Below are 20,762 nucleotides of genomic sequence, written 5' to 3' on the forward strand. Positions count from 1 at the left end.
GACGCCCGGCGCGACATCCGGCATACTCACGGGTTCCTCAAGCGCCGCATCGCGTTTGTCAGCACTTGGCGGCGCCCCACCACCGGCGGCCTCACCCTCAGCCCAAAGCCCGTCAAGCGACCCCCAAGGCTCGTCAACGTTCTCCCAAGGCTCGTCGAGCGTCATAAGGCCAACCTCGGGAGCCTGCTCCGGAAAGTCATAGAGACATCCGTAGCACCTGTTCATGTCCGAAAAGAGCACGGCCCCGCATCGTGGGCACGTCTTCGTAACACCTACCTCATCGTTCGCGCTTGAACGCCCAGTTGCACTCCCATACCCTCTCCCCTCGCCCATACCTGTCATCTGCATCCCAGACATCGCTTCTCCCCTCAAATCTCCTCATCAACGATTCGAATCCCCAGTTGCTGTCCCACGCAGGGCCAGGGCCCCGGCATACTCGGTCTCTCGAGCGCATGGCACGCGCCACGGACTCGCACGAGCCTCCCCGGCCGGAGCCCTCGCCACGAGCCGAGAACCTCGCCGGATTCGCCCACCAACGCCACGTCGATTGCATAACGCATCCCAAAGGTATGGACCGACGCGCACGGAGTGAGCAGCACGCACCTGGCGCCCGAGTCCAAACGCGTCCCCAATAGACCCCGAGCACGCCTCCACCAACTCCGGAGCACCTCCGCCCGAGCGACCACGACCTCGCGCTCGCCGCCCTCGAAAGCCACCTCGACTAATTCGCCCTTCACATCCGCCCTCCTCACGTGATGATCGCCGCGCGGTACCTATCTACGACGATCTCCCGTTCGTGTCTGACCAAAGCGGGAATCTGATATCCCACGCCCGCAATGGAGACGGACGAGGGCCACGGCCGGAACACGAGCGTGCAGGTAAAACGCGTCGTTCCCGCGGAAAGGTCGAGAAGCGCGCCGGAGGCGCCTTCCATCAGGTCCTCGACGGACACCTCCACCTCGCACGCCAAGGGACTCATGCCGCGCTCGATGGCGCTCCTCACCTCGTCAACGCCAGCAAACGAGCTCGTAGCCCCCGAAGGCGACACCCCGTGGGCAAGCACCGCATCCGGCGCAACTCTATCGAAGCGAGCGCAGAGCTCGGCATAGTGCATGACGTTCACCACCACGAGCGCGCAGGCGACAATGACGGGGATGAGAACGGCCAGCTCGACGGCCATCTGCCCGCTCGACTCGCGAAACACGAAGCTTCCGTACCGTCCAGCGCCCATGTGCAACGCCACGTCCGCCCGCTTACCGGAGCCGGCGCGCCGCGCTTGACTCACGTGTCTACCGGAACTCGCACGCTTACCAAAGACCGCGTGTCCCTTGGCACCCCCATGCCCCCTCATGACGAATCAGCTCCCAGAAGAGCGCCGACATCGATCGTGAGCGGCACCGTGATATCCGTCCCAGGTATTGGCAGCTCCGCAATCGCATAGGGACCACCACCAAGCTCGTTGACGATTACCTGACCGAGCGCCCTCGCAATCGAGGCGGGATCGCCAGCATCCGGCAGACGCTCGATGAGTTCTCGCGCGTTCGCTACCTGTCCAAAGCCCGCTCGGTCAAACACGTTCTGGGAGTTGGTAAGAACCGGCTTGCGAAGTCGCAGGTCTGCCGGCTCAAAACCCACGGCCCTTACGATTTCCGACAACCTATCGTTCAACCAGGAGGCAACCGGTCCAAGCAGCGTGCCGCTCAAGCCTGAGAGAGCCTCGCTCGCCGCGTCTGACAAACCATCCGCGCTCGAGCCATAGCCTCGCAAGAGCCCCGCCCACAACTCGCCGATCCCGCCGAGTACGCCAGCGCACCCCCAACCGATGTCATCGCCCAAAGCCTCGAGGAACCGCGTAAGGACATCATTACCATCGGCGTCAGAATCCGGCGCGAGCGTGGCTGCGGATATGGCGGCGCCGGTCGAAACGGCGAGGGGCGCGCTGAAACCGTTCGTTAGGGAATCCGGCAGGTCTCCCTCGCCCCTTCCTACCACGGCGACGCAGCCCCACGCTCCCGGCGGGCAGATCTTGAGACGCGGCGACGCGAGGGTCTCGAGCGCTTCCTCGAAGGCTGACGCGCCCTCGTCCGCATAGTCCCTCATCTCAGCTTCGGCGGCAGCAAGATCGTCGGCGGCGGCCTCGTAATCGAGCGAAGCCGCGACCACACGAGCCCAGTAGTACTCATAGCCGTTATCTATGCTCGTCGACGCGGCGGCAACCTTGCCCATATCCGCCGAGCTCATCTGGCAGGTGGGACACCGCGCAACGGTGCCCGCATCAAGTTGCGACAGAGACGCCTCGCCGGCGGACGCACCCTGAGCCCCGGGACACCGCAGGGTTGAGTGAAGTGTGGCGCGTCCCCCCTCCTGCGTGCAGGGCCAGCGGGCATCCGTGTAAAGACGCGTGCCTTGCATCTCGCCGGTGTTCTTGGGGAGGCTCGGGAGGTCGATATCGACTGATCCATCCGGAAGCTCCAGATAGTAGCCAGCCTCCATCTCAGACAACGCGTACTCATAGAACGCCAGCCTACACTCGGAGTCAGTGAGGTATCTGATTCCCTGTCCAGCGGGCACTTCGATGGCGGCACGCCTCGCGTAGTAACTGCGCGAACGCAAGAGCGGGACGCCAAACGTCCAGCTCTCCGGCGAGGGATAGTACGGGTTCTCCGTCACCAAGAGGCCGGCAAGACCATCCGCCCGCTCGCGCATGTTCATGGGCTCTCCGCCACAATCGGCAAGCCAACCCTCACGCAGAGCCTCGTCAAGACGGTCCTGAGCATCCTTGGCTCGGTCTGACGCATCCTGCAGATGATCCGCCACTTCGGCTATCTCGTCTCCCGTGACGTCAGATTCGAGCGCGGAGAAGTCGCTCTGAGATTCTTGGGGAAAGGGAATCGCGCAACCAACGTAAGAGGAACCCTCGCCCTCGTTCGCCTCCACGACAGCGGCAGAGCGGGCAGCGATCGCCAAAGGCAGCGTCTTCTCGACTGCCTCGAGGCCGCGTGCCGCCGACATGGCGAACCCCCTACGCGCATCAAGCATTTTCACGCCCGCCGCAACGGTCTCGGCGCCCACCGCGGAGAGGCCGGGAACGGCGGAGACCACGAGGCCGGCGCCCAACGTGACCATGCCCGCAAGACCCAGAGTGAGCACGCACGCATCAAGCGTCGTCGCCACAGTTGAATACGCTGCCACCACGTTCGCACCGGCAAGCGCGGCGGCATCCGCCGTAGACTGAACATCCGCAGAACGGTTCTGCACCCATGCGACCGAGACGAGCGAGCACACGAGAGACAGGCTCACGAGAAGGGCGAGCGCCACCGCGACGGAGGTGTAGCCGCCCTCGTCGTCGACAAAAGCACCGATGCCCAGCTCGAGGCTCGCAACGTCTCTCTTTGGCTCGCAGCAGGACGCGTGGGAATCTTCCCTCGCCGGAGCGTCTCCGTACTCGCTCCGCCCGTCAGTCCCACATCGTGACCCACTCACCGTAACCTCCCTCCAACCAATCCGGACGAGTCCCTCCCGTCACCTCGACGCGCAGCACCACCTCGTCGCCATCAGGCTCGCCGAGCATCTGGGCCAGCACGCCAAGCAACGGAAGCGGGCGCAAGCGGCCCTCAACGCCCACGCGCACCTCATGCGACATCGAATCTCCCGAGAGCTCGACCTCCCATTCGCCGGTATGGAACGCCGCGACGTCAGGTACCGCGCGAAGGCGTCTTTTGACATACGCCTCGCACGCGGCGTCGTCACCCGCACCTCCCACCTCTCTCGTGGCCAGCACACGCACCCCCTCAGCCGCCGCCTGCTGCATGACCGATCGCGTATAGAGCAAGAATGCCGGCTGCAGCAATAGCGCGAGGAGCAGCATGATCACCGGAATGAACGTTGCGGCCTCGACACTTGCCTGCCCTAACGCCTCAGAACAGAACGATGTCCCGCATGCCGCCGAGCATCCCCTCGCCCGAAACAGAATGCGACGAAGCAGACTCCCCAAGGCGCGCGAGGCCTCCCGCGCCCACGGCCTTCCAAACGGCACCAAGGACGAGCAACATCGCAAGGAAGGCCGAGAGCACGAGCACATACTCGACCGTCGACTGTCCTCGACACTCGTGCACGAGAGACGCCCGCTCGTGGCCGCTCTTGGGCGGTTCCGTCGGTTTCCTAGCCAGACCCCTCGCTCTCGCCCGCAGCCTCCTCCGTCTCCGCCTCTCCCTCCGTCGCCGTTGCCGCATGGGAATCCCTCCATTCCGCGACCTCCATCCGCACCGTCGTCACCCGGCTCCCCTCGCCCGCCTCGCAGACGAGGCACAGCTCGGACCAGCTCGGACCACGCACCACACAGCCCCACGTCCGACCAACCAGATCAATCCAACCGGCATGGGCAAGCACCACCTCGCCCTGAGAACAGTACTCTCCTAGAACCTCTCTTGCCGTCTCAGCCACGCCAAGGTCGACCTCGCGCACAGAGGTAGAAGAGGGAGCAGAGAAAGCGAGATCGCCGAGGCTCTCGAGACCAGAGGGGACACCCAAATTGGCGTCGCCCCCATCTGGCAGAGGCAGGGAGGACGCTCCGCCCGTCCAAGGCAGCGTCTCGACCGGTGAGGCCAAACCACCCCCTCCATCCGCACTTTCAGCCGAGCTTGGCCCGGCAACGCCCCCTCTCGCACCCAGGGCGAGGTACCCGCAGACCAAGACCACCAACAGAACGCCAAAGAGGCCGAGCAGCACCACCTTCATCCGACGTCGCAGCGAGCGCCTAAAGCGAGTTGATGCCATCGGTGATCTCGGTCCAGAGCTCTTGGAGCCTGCCTCTGAACGCTACGACGGCAACTATCGCCATCAGGACCAGCACGCCAACGAGAATCGCGTACTCCGTCGTCCCCTGACCCAGCTCCTCCCTAGCGAGCTCGCGCGATCGCACGGGCAAGCGCACCCTCAAGAACAAGCCCGTCTTCGCGCGGCAAACCGCATCTCGAATCCGCCCAACAGCCAGACCAGCAACCCCAATAGCCATCTCAGCCTCCAATCCGAGCGGCATCGCCGCTCAACCTGCCAGGGCCGCCGACAGCAACGGCCCCAATATCGCCAGCAACATCGCCGGAACCACGAGCGTCCCCAGGGGGACGAGCATCTTCACCGGAACCTTCTCGATGCGTTCCTGCACCCGCGACCTCTGCTCTTGCCTGATCGAGGCGGCCTGACGCTCGAGCACCTGCGCAAGCGGGGCGCCAAACGAAAGTGCCTCCGTCGCGGCCGAGCAGAACCCCTCGAAAGAGGGCGACCCCAAGCGGGCGGAGAGGGAGGAGAGCGCCTCAGAGCGCCCTTCCATGCCCATCTGCCACGAGAGCATCGCCGCCCGGACCTCCCTCGAGAGCTCGCAATCCCTGCGATCGCAGAACAGCGCGAGCGATGCATCGAAGGAAAGGCCCGCGGACAATCCCAGGCCAAGGATGTCGAGAAACTCCGGCATCTGCCTCTCGCAGGCACGCGTCACTCGCGCCGACCCCTCACGCTCGAGAGCCTTCCGGATCCTGGGCATGTGCCGCAGCAGCGCCTTGGCATCAAACTTCGGAGCGCCTTCGCCCCTCTCCCCGCCAAGCGCGAGCCATGCCGCCAGACAAGTTGCGACTCCCACCGCAAACCCGCCAGCCATCACATCACGCTCCTCATGAGCCGCCGGATAACAAGGAGGGCAATGGCGTCGAGAAGCACCGCCGCGCACACGCAACCACAACCCACCGGCGTTGCAAGACCGAGCCTAAAGTCCGGCGAAATCAGCGCCAGGGCACCAACCATGCAGGCCGGCAGCGCGCTCACCACCCTTGCAGAGAGCCTCACCTGTGCGGTCTTGGCGATGAGCTCCCGCTCGAGCTCGAAGCGCTCCTCCACGAGCCGAGCCGAGCGCGCGAAAAGCCCCTGGAGCGGAGCCCCTGTGCGCGAGGAGACTACGAGGGCGCAGACCATGAGCGACACACCCGGTGCCTGGGTGCGCTGGGCGATCTCCTCGACCGCCTCCGCCGCACCCACCCCACACGAAACCGCAAGCGAGGCTCGGGAGAACTCCCGATAAAGCGGGCCGTCACCTCGTGACCCCACGTAGGCGATGGCCTGCGATAGGGTCCTTCCCGCCGCCATCGCACCAGCGAGGGAGCGAAACGTCTCCGGAACCTGGCGGGCAAGCTCGCGCTCGCGCAGGCCCGTCCGCGAGCGCGCCCAAGCGGGCACGCCCGCAAGTGCGCAGCCAAGCCCCACGACAAGACCAACGACAGAGCGAGCGCAAACAAGCCCGGCAAGGGCGGACGAAGCAACGATGCAGACGAGGAGCGCGAGGCCCGCCTCGCGTCCGCGCACAATTCCCGCGAGAGCATCGTCAAGTGCGAGTTCGTCCGCCGCGATACGCCAGCTCTCGATTCGAGAGAGGAGCGTCACCGGCCGCGTGGCGCCCAGCGAGCCAAGCGCAGACGCCGCGACAGCCCGCACGTAGCCCTCTTCCCCGCCCGGACGCCTGGCAACGCCCCTCGCAGCGCATAGCAACCACGCAGCCAGGGCTGCGAGCATGCCGCACCCTACGGCACCTGCCCACGCCATTCGACCACCTCTCCCTCACCCAACAGGCCCTCACGCACGGCTCTCTCAACAAAGCGAGGCACCTCGACAAGCTGCCACGAACGCGTCGCCGAATCGAAGGACACAAGCTCGCGGAGGGCCACCCCTCCCGCCTCGTCGCGCCCGACCTCGCATGTCGAGGACACCACGCGCGAGCCGTCCGGCATGCGCCTCGACATCACAATCAGGTCGAGCGCCGTAGCAACCTGTTCCTCGATCAGCGCCGCCGGGAGGTCCATTCCAAAGCGCGCCATAAGGACGAGCCTGCTCACCGCCTCCCGCGCCGTGCCGGCGTGTAGCGTGGTAAGGCTTCCGTCATGGCCCGTGTTCATGGCCTGGAGCATGTCGATGCACTCCTCGCCGCGCACCTCTCCCACGACGATGCGATCCGGCCTCATTCGCAAGGCATTCGTGACAAGCGTTCGGATGCTCACGGCACCCGTCCCCTCGATAGAGGCATCCCTCGCCTCGAGCCTCACCACGTGAAGCCCCTCCTCGAAGTGGAGCTCGGCGGAGTCCTCAATCGTCACAATGCGTTCGCGTGGGTCGATCTCGGCAGACAGGGCATTCAGGAGCGTCGTTTTCCCCGAGCCCGTGCCTCCCGCCACGGCGATATCGCACCTGAGGCGCACGGCCCACCCGAGAAGGCGTGCGTACCAGGCGGGAAGAGACCCAAGCCCCACAAGACTCGGCAGGGAGCGAATCGCACCCGAGAACTTGCGAATCGTGAGCGCGGGACCCTCCATCGCCACGGGCGAGATCACAGCGTTTACGCGAAAGCCATTCGAGAGGCGCGCGTTCACGATGGGGTTCGCGTCATCGAGTCGCCTGCCAAGCGGTGCCAGGATGCGATCGATGGCGAGCATGATCTGCTCGGGCGAATCGAAGACTCGTTCAGCCTGCTCGAGCTTGCCGTCGCGCTCGAAGTAGAGCGAGCGGCATCCGTTCACCATGACCTCCGTGATCGAGTCGTCATCAAGCAGCGGCTGAAGCGGCCCGAGACCAAGGACCTCGTCAATCACTTCGCGGACGAGCGCCTCGACATCAAACGCCTCCGCACCGACAACCTCGCCGGCATTGATCGCCGCCACGCATGCCACGGAGAGCTCGTCGCGCGCTCGCACCACGTCTCCTGAGGAGACAAGCGAGGCCATCTCCCGCAAACCGAGCCTGTCCACGAGGGCACGCTTGAGCGCAGCACGAACCTCGACCGGGGCCGCCGCGGCAACTGAAACCTCGCCCCTGATAGGCGAAGCGACGGCTTCAGCATCCGTCGCGGACTCGCGAACGCGCTCGAGGACGCCCATCCCTAGCTCGCCTCCCGCACGCGGCCGAAGAGCCTACGCTGGCACTTCCCACCCGCAAGGGCGCGCGCCGGCGCGTCGCCCTCAGGAAGACGCCCAAGCTCCTTCAAGACCGCTGCAAGGCCATGGGCCACGGCACGAGGCATCGCGCCGTCGAGCGTCACTAGCTCGGATGACCCACCAGTTGCGAGCAGCTCAACGACCTCAAGACCGCCATCTGGCACGCGCACCTCGCGGGCGCATTCAAGCCCGACGGCCGCACGCGCGACGAACGACTCGTCTCGCATTTTTGGGTCGCAACCATTCATCAGGCGCACGATCCTCGTACGCGCGATACCGAGACGAACGGCAAGCCCGCCGCAGCGAGCAAGCGCCGCGATCGCGCCCGGTCGGTCATCAGAGACAATCACGAGCCTGTCAGCCGCCTGCGCGGCAGACGCCGTCGCATCTCCCCAGCTTGCCGAAGTGTCGACGAGCACGAGATCATGACTCTGGGTTAGCCTCGCGATGATATCCGCGGCAAGCGGCTGCACGCACTCCGCATACTCCGGCTCGCGGCAAGGACCCCAAACACGCACGCGGTCGCCCGCCACGGCTCCGAGAGACTCGAACGCCTCGTCATCAAGCGCACCCGTCGCCACCTGCGCCAGGTCAGCGGGCCTCTCGGCACCGGCAAGCGCGGAGAGGTTGCCAAAGGCGAGGTCGAGGTCGAGGCAGGCCACGTCGAGCCCCCATGACGCCGCCACGTGGGCGCAGGTCGCAACGATGGTCGACTTGCCCACGCCTCCCCTACCCGAGACGAACGTGACCACGGGCACGCCCTGCCGCCGCTCGCTTGCCGCCGCCCGACCCGCAGCCATAACGCCCGCGATCCCCATCGTCTTGCGTTCCACAGCCTCCCGCGAACGGGCGGCGGCAAGCTCTTCCTCAGTTATGACGCGATCTATGCCGGCACTCTTGGCGCGGGAACGCAGCGAGCCAGACGCGTGCGGCACGGCAAGCACCACCTGTGAGGCGCCCCCGTCCGCCGCGACGGCTGCCGCGACATTTACCGCAGCAGGTCCGCGCGCACCCTCGGCAACGAGGGCCGTAGCACCCCTCAAGTCACCGCGAAGCCGTTCTCTAAAGCCCACTGCGTCACCAACGCACGAGATGGTGGCACCGGCGTCACAAGTGCGTGCATACGCCTCGAGAGCGGCAGCCTCTCGCTTGCCAGAACAAATAGCCCAGTTCGCCATCACGCCTCATCCCCCGTCACGGGAGGGACGGAGGTCGGGGCAACGGGAGTCACACCATCCTCCTCAAACTCCACGTCATCGGCAGGAAGCGCTAGGCGCAGGCTGCCATCGGCGCCGGCGGAGAGAATCGTCGTGACATGCTCGGGATCGACCGCGAGGGTTACAAGCCCGTCCGTCCCTCCAAAGGCGGATGCACTGGATGCCCCGAGCACGATCACATCCGCCGAAACAAGCTTTACGCCCGAAGCCGAAGACACGTAGGCGAGCACGCGCGACCCCGCCGGCGTATCCGCCGCGACGCCAGACTTATCGCCGATCTTCACGCTGACGGCAACTCGCCCCTCTGGCACCTCGATGGCGCCCTCCGTGGCGGCGACGTCCAGCTCCGTCAAGGGCTCGCCGGCACTCACCGACGCGGCAAGACGGACTCCCACCACGTCATCAAAGCTCGTCACCGCCTTTGCGGGCGCGAGGTCTGCGAGCCACTCGCGCATCTCGAGGTCTGGCTCGGCAAGCACGCTTCCCGCTGGCAACTCCCTGCGAGCGACCACGAGCTGGGTGACCTCGCCGCCATAGCGCTCGAGCACCTCCGCGCGCTCGGACCTCACCTCCGCACGCGCAGCATCAGCCGCGGCTGCCGCAAGCAGCATCGCGAGCACGCCGCACGCCGCGGACGTCGCAAGCCTGACCCTTCGCTTCATGGTTCCTCCCGCCACTCGTTGAACGTGGCGGAATCATCGCCTGAAAGCGGTCCCGAAAATGGCTCGCTCGCGAGAAAGTCCCACGCGCTCAAACCCAAATCAGACACGTTCCCAACACGTTTTGCGCAAAACGTGTCATAGTGCGTCAAACAGACTGTTGATAACTATGGTTTTCGCAGGTAGAACGCTTATAAAAGCAAGCTGGCGAGCGCCCCAGAAAGACACTCGCCAGCTCAAAAATCTTTATTGTCTTGATTCCGCCGTCCGCTCGCCCGGGCCGCCCCGGCCGCCCGCTCGCACCGACCGCGCCGCTCGCCCGGACCGCGCCGCCCGCTCGCCCGGACCACGCCAGGCGCCCAGCGCCTACAGCGTCACGTCCGGATCGAGCGTGTCCGCGCTCCTGCGCATCTCCGCGGCAAGTGCGAGATACGCTTCGAGCCGTATCCCATCGAGCTCGCCCGCCGCCTCGGCCTCCCTCACGGCACAGCCCGGTTCTTCGCCGTGCGTGCAGTCGTGGAACCTGCACTCGCCCGCAAGCTCGGCAATCTCGGGGAACGCAAGCGCAAGGCCGCGCTCGTGACCCACAAGCGGTAGGCTCCTGAGGCCCGGCGCGTCGCAGATAACGCCCGCACCCGGAAGCTTCACCATCATGCGCGCGACCGTCGTGTGGCGGCCCATATCGTCGCGCTCGCGAACAGCAGCCGTGGCAAGAGCGTCCTGCCCGAGCAAGGCGTTCAGCAGCGTCGACTTGCCCGCGCCGCTCTCCCCCAGGATAAGGGCGATCGTTTGCTCCGGCACAAGGGCGCGCACGCCATCCAGGCCCTCACCCTCGGCAGAGGAGGTCACCACGACGTCGACGCCCTCGCCTGCGAGCCTGCGAACGCGCTCGACATCGCACTCGAGTTCCTCCGCCGTTCCCTTGCGATCCGCCTTGGTGAGCACCACGGACGCGCGGCAGCCGCAGTCACGGACGAGCACGAGCGAACGCGCGATGCGCGCAAGCGCGAGCTCCCCCTCGCCCAGGGCCGCCACGATGATGACCTCGTCGAGATTCGCCGCGAGCGTCTGGAACTCTCCGCGCTTGCCTCCGCGCCACCGCGCGAACGCACACCTGCGGGGAAGAACCTCGTGGATGACGCCCATGTCGTGCGTGGGGTCAACGGCGACCGCTACCCAATCGCCGACGGTCGGCATGATGCCCGCCTCGGCGGCAGCGCCCTTCGCGAAGTCCACGGCATGCTCCGCGCGAAGCGTCACGCCCTCGCACGCCACGAGCGGGAAGCTCCTGTCGAGGCGCACCACGCAGCCCAACGCGAGGGTTGCGGCGACGCCATCGCCCAGGCGCGAGGCCACGCGCTCCCGCGCGCCCTCGAACGCAGCAAGCTGCTCGTCGCTCGGTCGCACGTCACCAAAACCGGGCACGTTCGCCAGTTCATCCACGGCAGGCAGCCCCGCCAGGATCTCGTCGCGAGACGCGCGCGAGGCGCCGCCCCCGTGGGAGCGACGCCTCGGCTGCTTGGTTGACCTGCTCTTTGCCGGTCTCTTTCCCATGCGTTAGTCTTCCTTCTCCACAGAGCGCATGATGGCCTTGTAGATCTCGATGAACGGGATGATCAGGAAGGCGATGCCCAGCGCGGTGAGGGAGCCCTTGAGCTCGAGGCCCGGCACACCAAAGAACATCATCGAGAGCGGCTCAAACTCGACCACGATGAGGGTCAGCACGAGCGCGAGGGCAGAGGCGGCCCAGAGCCAGCCGTTCTGCTTCTTCATCGTGAAGATCGACTGACGACGGCTGCGCATGTTGAAGCAGTGGAAGATCTCGACCATGTTGAGCGTGATGAACGCCATCATGACGCCCTCTTCATCCGCGGTACCGGCAATCATGTCCGCGATGTTGATGTAGCCCATGTCGAAGTACACGCCCGCGAAGAAACTCGCGAGGACAAGCACCGTGATGATGATGCCCTGGACCACGCAGTCGAGACCCATGTGACCAGCGAAGACGCCGTCAGAGGCCTTGCGCGGCTTGCGGCGCATAATGTCGCCCTCGGCGTCCTCCATGCCCAGCGCCAGAGCCGGGAAGCAGTCCGTCACGAGGTTAACCCACAGCAGCTGGACCGGCTGGAACAGCGTGAAGCCAACGAGCGTGGCGACGAAGACCGAGAAGACCTCGGCGAGGTTCGCGGAGAGCAGGAACTGGATGACCTTGCGGATGTTGTCGTAGATGCGACGGCCCTCTTCGCACGCGGAGATGATCGTGGCGAAGTTGTCGTCCGCAAGCACCATGTCGGCGACGTTCTTGGTAACGTCGGTGCCGGTGATGCCCATGCCCACGCCGATGTTGGCGCGCTTGATGGAGGGAGCGTCGTTCACGCCGTCGCCGGTCATGGCGACGATCATGTCACGGCTCTTCCATGCCTCGACGATGCGCGTCTTGTGCTCGGGCTGGACGCGGGCGTAGACACCGTAGTCCTCGATGTGGGCGTCAAGCTCTTCGTCCGTCATGCGGTCAAGCTCGGCGCCGGTGATCGCCTGCGAGCGATCCTCGATGATGCCGAGGTTCTTGGCGATTGCCACGGCGGTGTCGATGTGGTCGCCCGTGATCATGACGGTGCGGATGCCGGCGGTGTGGGCCTCGTCGATGGCGGCGGCCACCTCGGGACGCTCAGGGTCGATCATGCCGGAGAGACCGCAGAACGTAAGGTCCTGCTCAAGGGCGTCAGCGGAGAAGTTCGTGGGCTTGGCCTCGTAGTGGCGGCAAGCAAGCGCGAGCACGCGCAGGGCCTGGTCTGCCATGGCCTTGTTGGCCGAGAGGAGCTCAGTGCGCTTCTCGTCAGTGAGGGGCACGATCTTGTCCCCATCGAAGATCGAGGTGCAGCGGCCAATCACGACGTCCGGGCCACCCTTGGTGTACTGCTCGAACTCATTGTCGAGAGTCTCCACCACGACGGACATCATCTTGCGGCCGGAGTCGAACGGAGCCTCGCCCACGCGCGGGTGCTCCTCGACAAGGCCCGTGAGGCCCGCCTTGCCCGCGTCGTTCACGAGAGCGCACTCGGTGGGCTCGCCCACGGCCTCGCCAGCCTCGGCATCCCACTTGGCATCAGAGCAAAGGGCCATGCCGGAGAGGAGCTTCTCCTCGGGGGCGGCGAGCAGGTGATCGACGACGGTCATCTTGTTCTGCGTGAGGGTGCCCGTCTTATCCGAGCAGATGACCTGGGTGCAGCCGAGGGTCTCGACCGCGGAAAGGTTGCGGATGATCGCCTGACGACGGGCCATTTTGGTGACGCCGAGCGACAGGACGATGGTCACGACGGCGACGAGGCCCTCGGGAATGGCGGCGACGGCGAGCGACACGGCCACCATGAAGGTGTTGAGCAGAAGCGTGGGCTCCTCGGCCATGTTGCCGAAGCCGTGACGGAGGACGTCGACCGCAAAGATGACGACGCAGATCACGATGACGAGCTTGGTGAGGATGTGAGACAGCTCGTCGAGCTTGACCTGGAGCGGGGTGAGCTCCTCCTTGGCGTCCGAGAGAGCGCCCGCGATCTTGCCCATCTCGGTGTCCATGCCCGTGGCAACGACAACGGCGCGGCCGCGGCCGTAGACCACGGTGGAGCCCATGTAGCACATGTTCTTGCGGTCACCCAGGGGCACGTCATCGGCATCGGCGGCGAGCTCGATGGCCCCGGCATGCTTCTCGACCGGGACAGACTCGCCGGTAAGCGCCGCCTCCTCGATCTTCATGGAGGCGCTCTCGATCACGCGGCAGTCCGCCGGGACGGAGTCACCGGCCTCGAGCAGGATGACGTCGCCGGGCACGAGCTCGGATGAGTGCAGCATGACGAGCTTGCCGTCGCGCATGACCTTGGACTGCGCGGCGCTCATCTCCTGCAGGGCCGCGAGGGCCTCCTCGCTCTTAGCCTCCTGGATGACGCCGAGGGCGGAGTTGATGATGACGACCGTCATGATGATGATGACGTCCGCGAAGTCGACCTCGCCCTGAATGGCGCCCGTCACCGCGCTGATGGCCGCCGCAGCGATGAGCATGATGACCATCGGATCGGCCATCTGCTGGAAGAAGCGGATCCACAGCGGGGTCTTCTCCTCTTCCTTAAGTTTGTTGGGGCCGAACTTCGCGGCACGGGACGCGGCCTCCGCGCTGGTGAGACCAGCGGTGGCGTCAGTCTCCTGAGCGCTCAGGACCTCGGCGGATGTAGATAGGTATTCTCTCAAGATTGCCCTCCTGGTTTTCAGGCGCGAGCCAGATTGATGCCCGATCATAATTCCCAGGAAGGGCAAGGGCTCATCAAGGTTGCCGTGGTTCGCGCGTTGTCAAATCTTTTCAATGATACCCAACTCGACGGGCTCTCACCAATCAAGCACGCCATGCTCTCAAACCACGCAACCAGACGCTAGGGAGCCTGCCGCCACCACGCAGACTCCGCGCGACTGAAAAAGGGACTGTCCCTTTTTCAGCTTCAACGGCTCGCCTCCCCTGCGCGCCGGCGCGGGCCGACAAAGGGACTGCCCCTTTGTCAACTTGCACGCAAAAGCTGGAGGCCAGGCCCCATCAAGGGCCATGTAAATGCCTATCGCATCGAAGTCAACCGTATCTAGCTGCGATTATTCATTCAGTCTTTACGTGTTGCTAGCACATTCGACCACGCTTCATGTTTTACAATTCCTCTTGGAGTATGGAATGGAAGGGCCATGTGCCCAACAACGATCCAGGAGGGAGTCAGGCAGCGTGAAAATCCTCTTCTACGACGCCCGTGACTACGACCGAGATTCTTTCGACGCCCAACTCAAGAACTATCCCAACATCAAGATCGACTACATCGAGGCCGACCTCTCGCCCGTCACCGCCTCGCTCGCTCGCGGCTATGACGCGGTCTGCGCCTTCGTCAACTCCGACGCCTCCGCCATGGCGCTCGAGATCCTTCGCGGCTTTGACGTGAAGCTCGTCCTCATGCGCTCCGCCGGCTTCGACGCCGTCAACGTGCCCGTCGCCAAGGACCTCGGCATGACGGTCCTGCGCGTCCCGGCCTATTCGCCGGAGGCCATCGCAGAGCAGGCCATCGGCCTGGGCCTCTGCGCAGCCCGCCGCATCCACAAGGGTTACGCCCGCGTCCGCGAGAATGACTTCTCCCTCCAGGGCCTCCTCGGCGTCAACCTCCACGGCAAGACCGCCGGCATCGTCGGCACCGGCAAGATCGGCGCCGCCATGGTCCGCATCTGCAACGGCTTTGGCATGAAGGTCCTCGGCTATGACGTCTACCAGAACCCCTCCCTCGAGGGCATGGTCGAGTACGTCGAGCTTGACGAGCTCCTCCGCAGGTCCGACCTCATCTCCCTGCACTGCCCGCTGTTCGACAGCAACCGCCACATGATCAACGCCGACGCCATCGACAAGATGAAGGACGGCGTGATCTTCATCAACACCGCCCGTGGCGGCCTCGTTGACACCAAGGCCCTCATTGAGGGCATCCGCTCCGGCAAGATCGGCGCGGCCGGCCTCGACGTCTACGAGGAGGAGGGCGACAACGTCTTCCGCAACCGCTCGAACACCATCATCGAGTCCGTCACCTCGACGCTGTGCTCCTTCCCCAACGTCGTCATGACGAGCCACCAGGCGTTCTTCACCAAGGAAGCCCTCGCCTCGATCGCCAAGACCACGCTCGACAACGCGACCGCGTTCATGAATGGCGAAGAGCTCCCCAAGCCCGCTGTCGTCTGCTAGCAAACCCGCGCTGCCCTCCCCGACGAGGCAGCGCTTTTAATATCTAGCCCCTTTGGGCAGCCAGGCGCGCGCAAAAGTCGCCCGCGCCGAGCAGGCGGAACCCCCATTCCGCCCCCGGGTGTCAGGCATGGGGTCCGGCACTCGTCACGCGAAAGGAAAGAAATGCAGTCCAAGAAGACCAAGATCGTCTGCACCATGGGTCCGGCCACCGAAGACGAGGCCGTCCTCGCCGAGCTCATCAAGGCCGGCATGAACGTCGCCCGCTTCAACTTCTCCCACGGCTCCCACGATTACCACCGTGCCGGCGTCGAGCGCGTCCGCAAGGTCTCTGCCGAGCTTGGCATCCCCGTCGCCATCATGCTCGACACCAAGGGCCCTGAGGTCCGCACCGGCGTGCTCGAGAACGGCGAGAAGGTCCACTTCGAGACCGGCGACAAGACCATCATCACCACTGATGATGACGTCATCGGCAACCACGAGCGTTTCTCCCTCGACTTCAAGAACCTCCCCAACGAGATCAAGCCGGGCGACCGTATCCTGATCGACGATGGCCTGCTTGAGTTCGACGTCGACTCCATCGACGGCACCGACATCCACTGCACCCTCGCCAACTCCGGCGACCTGGGCGAGCGCAAGGGTGTCAACATCCCCGGCGTCGACATCTCCCTCCCCGCGGTGACTGACCGCGACCGCGAGGACATCATCTTCGGCTGCGAGGTCGGCATCGACGCGATCGCCGCCTCCTTCATCCGCGACGGCAAGGGCGTCGAGGAGATCCGCCAGATCTGCCACGAGCACGGCCGCGACAACGTCTCGATCTACCCGAAGATCGAGTGCGCCCTCGGCATCGAGAACTTCGACGACATCCTGGCCCACGCCTCCGGCTGCATGGTCGCCCGCGGCGACCTCGGCATCGAGATTCCGCCCGAGAAGGTGCCGCACGCGCAGAAGGAAATGATCCGCAAGTGCAACGCCGCCTACAAGCCGGTCATCACCGCCACGCAGATGCTCGACTCCATGATCCGCAACCCGCGCCCGACGCGCGCCGAGGTCAACGACGTCGCCAACGCCGTCATGGACGGCACGGACTGCGTCATGCTCTCCGGCGAGACCGCCGCTGGCAAGTATCCGGTCGAGGCCGTGAAGATGATGGCCTCCATCTGCCGCGAGACCGAGCAGTTCCTGCCCGAGCGTCACAGCTACCACGAGCGCGGCGGCGTCCGTGACGTCAACGGCTCCATCGGCTTCGCCGCTGTGACCACCGCCAACCGCGTGGGTGCCAAGTGCATCGTCGCCCCCACCGAGAGCGGCCGCACTGCCCGCCTCATCTCCAACTTCCGCCCGAAGCTGCCGATCTTTGCTGTGTCCCCGCACGATGAGACCGTCCGTAAGTGCTGCTTCTACTGGGGCGTCACCGTCCTTCCCGGAACCGCCCAGGGTGCCATTGACGTGACCGTCCGCCAGGCCCTCGACCTCATCCACAAGAAGGGCCTCGTGAACGAGGGCGACCTCGTCTGCGTCACCGCCGGCGACCCGCACACCGCGCCGTCCCAGGGTGATTACATCACCTCGACGAACATGCTGCTCGTGGCGCAGGTCCCCTCTGGCGAAGCAGCTGTCGCTGGCAACAAGCACGAGCTGTAAGCCTCGCGCCAAAGAGCCATTGACGGCCGGCGCAAAGCCACTAGGCCATAAGTCGCGACGCAGGTCGCAACGCGAATCAGTCACTCCCAAGTGACAACAAGGCGCCCCGAGCCATCAGGTTCGGGGCGCCTTTCATGTGTCGAGCCAGCTGTTTGCGCGAACGCGCGTGTGCAAGCGGGGCCGAAGCCTCTAGAGCTTACGGGGCGTGGGCTCCACGCAACGATGCGCATGGACCGCCTCAAGCGCCCTGGCCTGGCCCGCGGCGTCCCCGGCAAGGAGGGCCCTGCCATACGCGTCCGCGTCGAGGATGGCGATCTTGAATCGCTCGGGAGTGAAGCCATAGGGAGCGCGGCCCCACTCGTTGGTCTTCTGAGCGCGCTCGACGATCCCCTCAAGCGCATCCTCACCGCACTCAAGCTCGCCAAGGGTCACCGGGAGACCAAGGGTGCGGTTAAGCGCCGCGTACTCGACGAGGCTCTCCGCCTGGTCATCAAACGCCTTGAGAACGAGCACGCCAAACGAGACGACCTCTCCGTGAAGATGGCGCTCCGCTGCCTTCCCCATGCCCGTATAGGCGTTATAGAAGGCATGCGCCGTGCTCGAATTGAAGTAGTAGGCGCCCTCGGCGGCACCGAGGTTCGTCGTCATGTTCGAGACGAGGCCCGTGGAGACGATGATGTCGAGGACGATCTGCTCGAACTCATAGCTCGACTCACCCGCGCGCTTATCCGCGAGGGCCTTCTCGGAATAGTCGAGCAGAGGGCGCTCGCACGACACCGCGAGCGCACGACCCATGAGCGGCGTGTGGGGCAGGTCGAGGTCTCGGCTCGAAAGCTCGACCTCAGGCTGCTTGGAGAGCGCGTCTCCGATGCCCGCCCAGAAGTAGTCGTCAGGGCTCTCCGAGATGACCTTCGTGTCGATGAAGGAGTGGATGGGCGGCTCCTTGGGCAGGAAGTAGTTATCGACCGAGCCATCCTCCTTGTAGAAGACGCCGATCGCCGTCACGGGAGCGCAGTTCGAGGCGACGGTGGGGAACGTGAAGAGGGGCTTGCCAGCGAGCTCCGCGATCTCCTTGCTCTCGTCGATGGCGCGGCCGCCGCCCATGCCAAAGACCATGTCAGCCTCGGCGACACGCGGATCCTGGGCGATTCGAGCAGCCGACGCGTGCGTGGACTGGCCGCCATACCAGATGAAGCCGAGTATCTCGACGTCTGTGCCCTCAAGAGCGTCCGAGAGGCGCGGGCCGGCCTTCTCCATAGCGGTCTTTCCGCCAATCACGACGGCCTTGCGCCCGAAGCGGCGCGTGACCTCGGGCACTGCCTTATAGGCATCAACACCCACGGTGTAGCTGGGCAGGTAGTTGATAGTCGTAAGCTCCATGCACGTCCTTCCCCCGATGGTGACAGTCAAGACAAGCCAAGCCCTCTTGGAGAAAGGCGTTGTTGGACATGAGAAATGTCGCCGTCAAGGATTAACAATCCCGACGGCGACATCAAAGAAGGGTCAAAAGAGAGCGCGGCAAACACACTGTTTAAAAGGCCATTACCTCGTACGAACGGAGCTGATCACGCAGCGGTTTGCGGGGAGCCAGACGCTACCCCACTCCACGGGTGTACCGTCCTCGAGGCGTACGAGCTGGTCAAGATCAAGCACCGGGGAACGCTCGCCGCACTCGAGCCAGCGACCACGCCTCTTACCCGCGGCGCGAGCGCTGTACGTCATCTCCGCATCCCCAACGGGCTGGCCACTCGTGCGCTCGACGGCATCGAACAGACCCTCGCGCTCAAAGTCGACGTTCTCGAGGCCAGGGCACGGCTCAAGGTTAATGCGGCTCTCGATGAGCATGACGGGCTGCTCCGCAACGGAGCGGACGCGCATGAGGTAGAGAAAAGTTGACCCCTCCGCAATGCCGAGGTTCTGCGCGCAGACGCGGTTGGCACGGTCAATGCGCTTCTCAACCACACGGGTCACGTACTCGATGCCCTGCTCGTTCATGGACTCCGCGAACGAGTGGAGCTTGTTGCCCGAGGGACGAGCCATGACCGGCTGGATCACGAAGGTGCCGCGACCACGCTGTTGAACGAGCAGGCCCTCCTCGACAAGTGAGCGAATGCCCTTCTGAACGGTACCGCGAGAGAGGTGGAGCATGGCCATTAGCTCGTGCTCGGACGGGATGCGTTCATCAACACCCCACTCCTTGGAGTAAATCTTCTCACGAACATAGTCTGCTACCTGCACGTAGAGCAGCGAGGTGTCCTTCTTCTCGAAGTCAGCCATTGCGTGCCTTCCCATGAGTGCCAAGTGCCCGGCGTCAGGAGCGCTCTACGGCCCCCAGCAACTTGACTAGTTCTGGCTGAAGTGTAACCCCGAAGTTGACTCCCAGGCAATCGTTAAGCCTAAAATTACACGACTAGTCAACCAAACTCTACCTGCGGTTTTAGTAGTAATTCTTTATTGAGCAAGTAAGCGTTTACGCAACAGGAGACGCAATACCCAAGCAATCAACGAATGGTCAACCTCGCAGGAAGCACGCCTTCAAATAGACAGGATGGTCAACTTCGTCGTGGACGGGATAGTCAACTTCGCCGTGGACGAGATGGTCAACTTCGCCGTGGAGACGCGCGGGACCGGGCCAATAGCCCTACGCCGAGACGCGCCTCGCGTAGTCACTCAGGCGCTCGACGAGCAGATCAGTCGCATGCTCAAACACCTCAAAGAAGAAATCGCTGGTAAACAGGCTGTACTCAGGTGTGCCATCAATATGGTTGCGCTGGTTATCCTCGACAATGCCGCGTGCCACGTCAACGGAACGCGTCACGTCCCGCTCACGGAGCGCATACTGCGGAAACTCCGCCGCCTGGGCAAGCACCGCGGCGGTCGCCTCGCAGGTCAGCGTGATGGGCAGGGTACGCCCAAACTTATCGAAATCTCCCTGCTTGCGAATGCGAGTCGCCTCGCCCGTTGGCACGTGATAGCGCTCGAGCCAAGCGTGCGTCGCCGTGTTATAGACACTGTCACAGAGCAGATGCGCCCAGGCACCCAGCACGACGTCGCTTGCCCGATAGCCAGGATGGGACAGGCGCTTCGCCACCTCATCGTGCGTCGGCTGACTAGCCGGAATGATGAAGGATCCACCCGCGCGAGAGATCCTCACGCCCTCCTCCACCGTAATGGCCGCGGGGCCAATGGGCACATCCGCAGGAATCTCGAGGGTAGGCTCTACGTAGAGATCCCAGAACTCGCGCTCGCGAGGAATGGGAATGGCACATGGGTCCGCAAAGTGGGTGAGCGCATACGGCAGAATGCCGGAAGGATGCGGCAGCATATAGCCCACGTATACGTCTGGCACATAGTTGCCAAACAGAAATGCATCGACGTCACGGATGCCAAAGGAGGAGGCCGGCCCCTCCTTGAGCAAGCGCTGAACATGGGCGGTATGTACGTTCCAACTAGGCATAGGCCCATGGTAGCACGCACGCGAAGGGGGCCGCCACAAATGTGACGACCCCCTAACGTTCAGGAAAAC

The 20,762-nt window shown here is 64.6% G+C and carries 18 protein-coding genes and 1 pseudogene; 2 read left to right on the top strand and 17 right to left on the bottom strand.

The annotated features are described in order from the left end of the window. Window positions 1–748: 748 nt before the first annotated feature. From ABCN07_RS04840 to ABCN07_RS04905, 14 genes and pseudogenes are all read right to left on the bottom strand, one after another. Entirely contained in the window at window positions 749–1,204 is a 456-nt protein-coding gene (locus tag ABCN07_RS04840; protein ID WP_343005637.1) for a hypothetical protein, read from the bottom strand. A gap of 143 nt (window positions 1,205–1,347) precedes the next feature. Beyond that, window positions 1,348–3,483, bottom strand: a complete 2,136-nt coding sequence (locus ABCN07_RS04845) for a hypothetical protein (RefSeq protein ID WP_343005638.1) — start codon at window positions 3,481–3,483, stop codon at window positions 1,348–1,350. Further along, window positions 3,458–3,781 (bottom strand): hypothetical protein, encoded by a 324-nt coding sequence (locus ABCN07_RS04850; protein ID WP_343005741.1) that lies wholly within the window; start codon window positions 3,779–3,781, stop codon window positions 3,458–3,460. Before ABCN07_RS04850 ends, ABCN07_RS04845 begins: the two co-directional genes overlap by 26 nt. A 12-nt stretch (window positions 3,782–3,793) precedes the next feature. Then, window positions 3,794–3,994: pseudogene (locus tag ABCN07_RS04855) on the bottom strand (TadE/TadG family type IV pilus assembly protein); the annotation flags it as partial. After that, window positions 3,918–4,115 (bottom strand): hypothetical protein, encoded by a 198-nt coding sequence (locus ABCN07_RS04860; protein WP_343005742.1) that lies wholly within the window; start codon window positions 4,113–4,115, stop codon window positions 3,918–3,920. The gene ABCN07_RS04860 and the pseudogene ABCN07_RS04855, both read right to left, overlap by 77 nt. A 46-nt stretch (window positions 4,116–4,161) precedes the next feature. Then, window positions 4,162–4,608: a hypothetical protein gene (locus ABCN07_RS04865; protein ID WP_343005639.1), complete on the bottom strand. Its 447-nt coding sequence runs from the start codon at window positions 4,606–4,608 to the stop codon at window positions 4,162–4,164. Window positions 4,609–4,756: 148 nt separating this feature from the next. Next, on the bottom strand, window positions 4,757–4,945 hold the full coding sequence (locus tag ABCN07_RS04870) for a hypothetical protein (RefSeq protein ID WP_330029049.1): 189 nt from the start codon (window positions 4,943–4,945) through the stop codon (window positions 4,757–4,759). Window positions 4,946–5,044: 99 nt separating this feature from the next. Continuing rightward, a complete protein-coding gene (locus ABCN07_RS04875) occupies window positions 5,045–5,539 on the bottom strand; it encodes a type II secretion system F family protein (RefSeq protein ID WP_343005640.1) in 495 nt (164 codons plus the stop codon). A 113-nt stretch (window positions 5,540–5,652) separates the two neighbouring features. Next, window positions 5,653–6,588: a type II secretion system F family protein gene (locus ABCN07_RS04880; protein ID WP_343005641.1), complete on the bottom strand. Its 936-nt coding sequence runs from the start codon at window positions 6,586–6,588 to the stop codon at window positions 5,653–5,655. Beyond that, the gene (locus tag ABCN07_RS04885; protein WP_343005642.1) at window positions 6,567–7,913 is read right to left on the bottom strand and encodes an ATPase, T2SS/T4P/T4SS family; all 1,347 of its coding nucleotides are present in this window, start codon (window positions 7,911–7,913) and stop codon (window positions 6,567–6,569) included. The genes ABCN07_RS04880 and ABCN07_RS04885 overlap by 22 nt, the downstream gene beginning before the upstream one ends. Before the next feature lie 2 nt (window positions 7,914–7,915). Beyond that, window positions 7,916–9,148: a P-loop NTPase gene (locus ABCN07_RS04890; RefSeq protein WP_343005643.1), complete on the bottom strand. Its 1,233-nt coding sequence runs from the start codon at window positions 9,146–9,148 to the stop codon at window positions 7,916–7,918. Then, entirely contained in the window at window positions 9,148–9,849 is a 702-nt protein-coding gene (locus ABCN07_RS04895; RefSeq protein ID WP_343005644.1) for an SAF domain-containing protein, read from the bottom strand. The genes ABCN07_RS04890 and ABCN07_RS04895 overlap by 1 nt, the downstream gene beginning before the upstream one ends. 363 nt (window positions 9,850–10,212) lie before the next feature. Next, entirely contained in the window at window positions 10,213–11,400 is a 1,188-nt protein-coding gene (gene rsgA, locus ABCN07_RS04900) for a ribosome small subunit-dependent GTPase A (RefSeq protein WP_343005645.1), read from the bottom strand. 3 nt (window positions 11,401–11,403) lie between these two features. Then, window positions 11,404–14,085 (bottom strand): cation-translocating P-type ATPase, encoded by a 2,682-nt coding sequence (locus ABCN07_RS04905; protein ID WP_343005646.1) that lies wholly within the window; start codon window positions 14,083–14,085, stop codon window positions 11,404–11,406. 514 nt (window positions 14,086–14,599) lie between these two features. On the opposite strand from ABCN07_RS04905, the gene ABCN07_RS04910 reads away from it, so the two are divergent. Next, window positions 14,600–15,592 (top strand): 2-hydroxyacid dehydrogenase, encoded by a 993-nt coding sequence (locus tag ABCN07_RS04910; RefSeq protein ID WP_293814269.1) that lies wholly within the window; start codon window positions 14,600–14,602, stop codon window positions 15,590–15,592. A gap of 162 nt (window positions 15,593–15,754) precedes the next feature. After that, window positions 15,755–17,236, top strand: coding sequence for a pyruvate kinase (gene pyk, locus ABCN07_RS04915; protein WP_343005647.1), 1,482 nt, complete (start codon window positions 15,755–15,757; stop codon window positions 17,234–17,236). Between the two features lie 189 nt (window positions 17,237–17,425). On the opposite strand, the gene ABCN07_RS04920 is transcribed toward pyk, so the two are convergent. From ABCN07_RS04920 to ABCN07_RS04930, 3 genes are all read right to left on the bottom strand, one after another. Further along, the gene (locus ABCN07_RS04920; protein ID WP_343005648.1) at window positions 17,426–18,616 is read right to left on the bottom strand and encodes an iron-containing alcohol dehydrogenase family protein; all 1,191 of its coding nucleotides are present in this window, start codon (window positions 18,614–18,616) and stop codon (window positions 17,426–17,428) included. A 162-nt stretch (window positions 18,617–18,778) separates the two neighbouring features. After that, window positions 18,779–19,513 carry a GntR family transcriptional regulator gene (locus ABCN07_RS04925; protein ID WP_317284978.1) on the bottom strand — a complete coding sequence of 245 codons (735 nt, stop codon included), beginning with the start codon at window positions 19,511–19,513 and terminating at the stop codon, window positions 18,779–18,781. Window positions 19,514–19,877: 364 nt separating this feature from the next. Continuing rightward, window positions 19,878–20,693, bottom strand: coding sequence for a hypothetical protein (locus ABCN07_RS04930; RefSeq protein ID WP_343005649.1), 816 nt, complete (start codon window positions 20,691–20,693; stop codon window positions 19,878–19,880). Between the last annotated feature and the right edge of the window lie 69 nt (window positions 20,694–20,762).

Source organism: Collinsella sp. 1033st1_E11_1033SCRN_220408 (assembly GCF_039062465.1).
In the GTDB taxonomy this organism is placed as follows: Bacteria; Actinomycetota; Coriobacteriia; order Coriobacteriales; family Atopobiaceae; genus Parolsenella.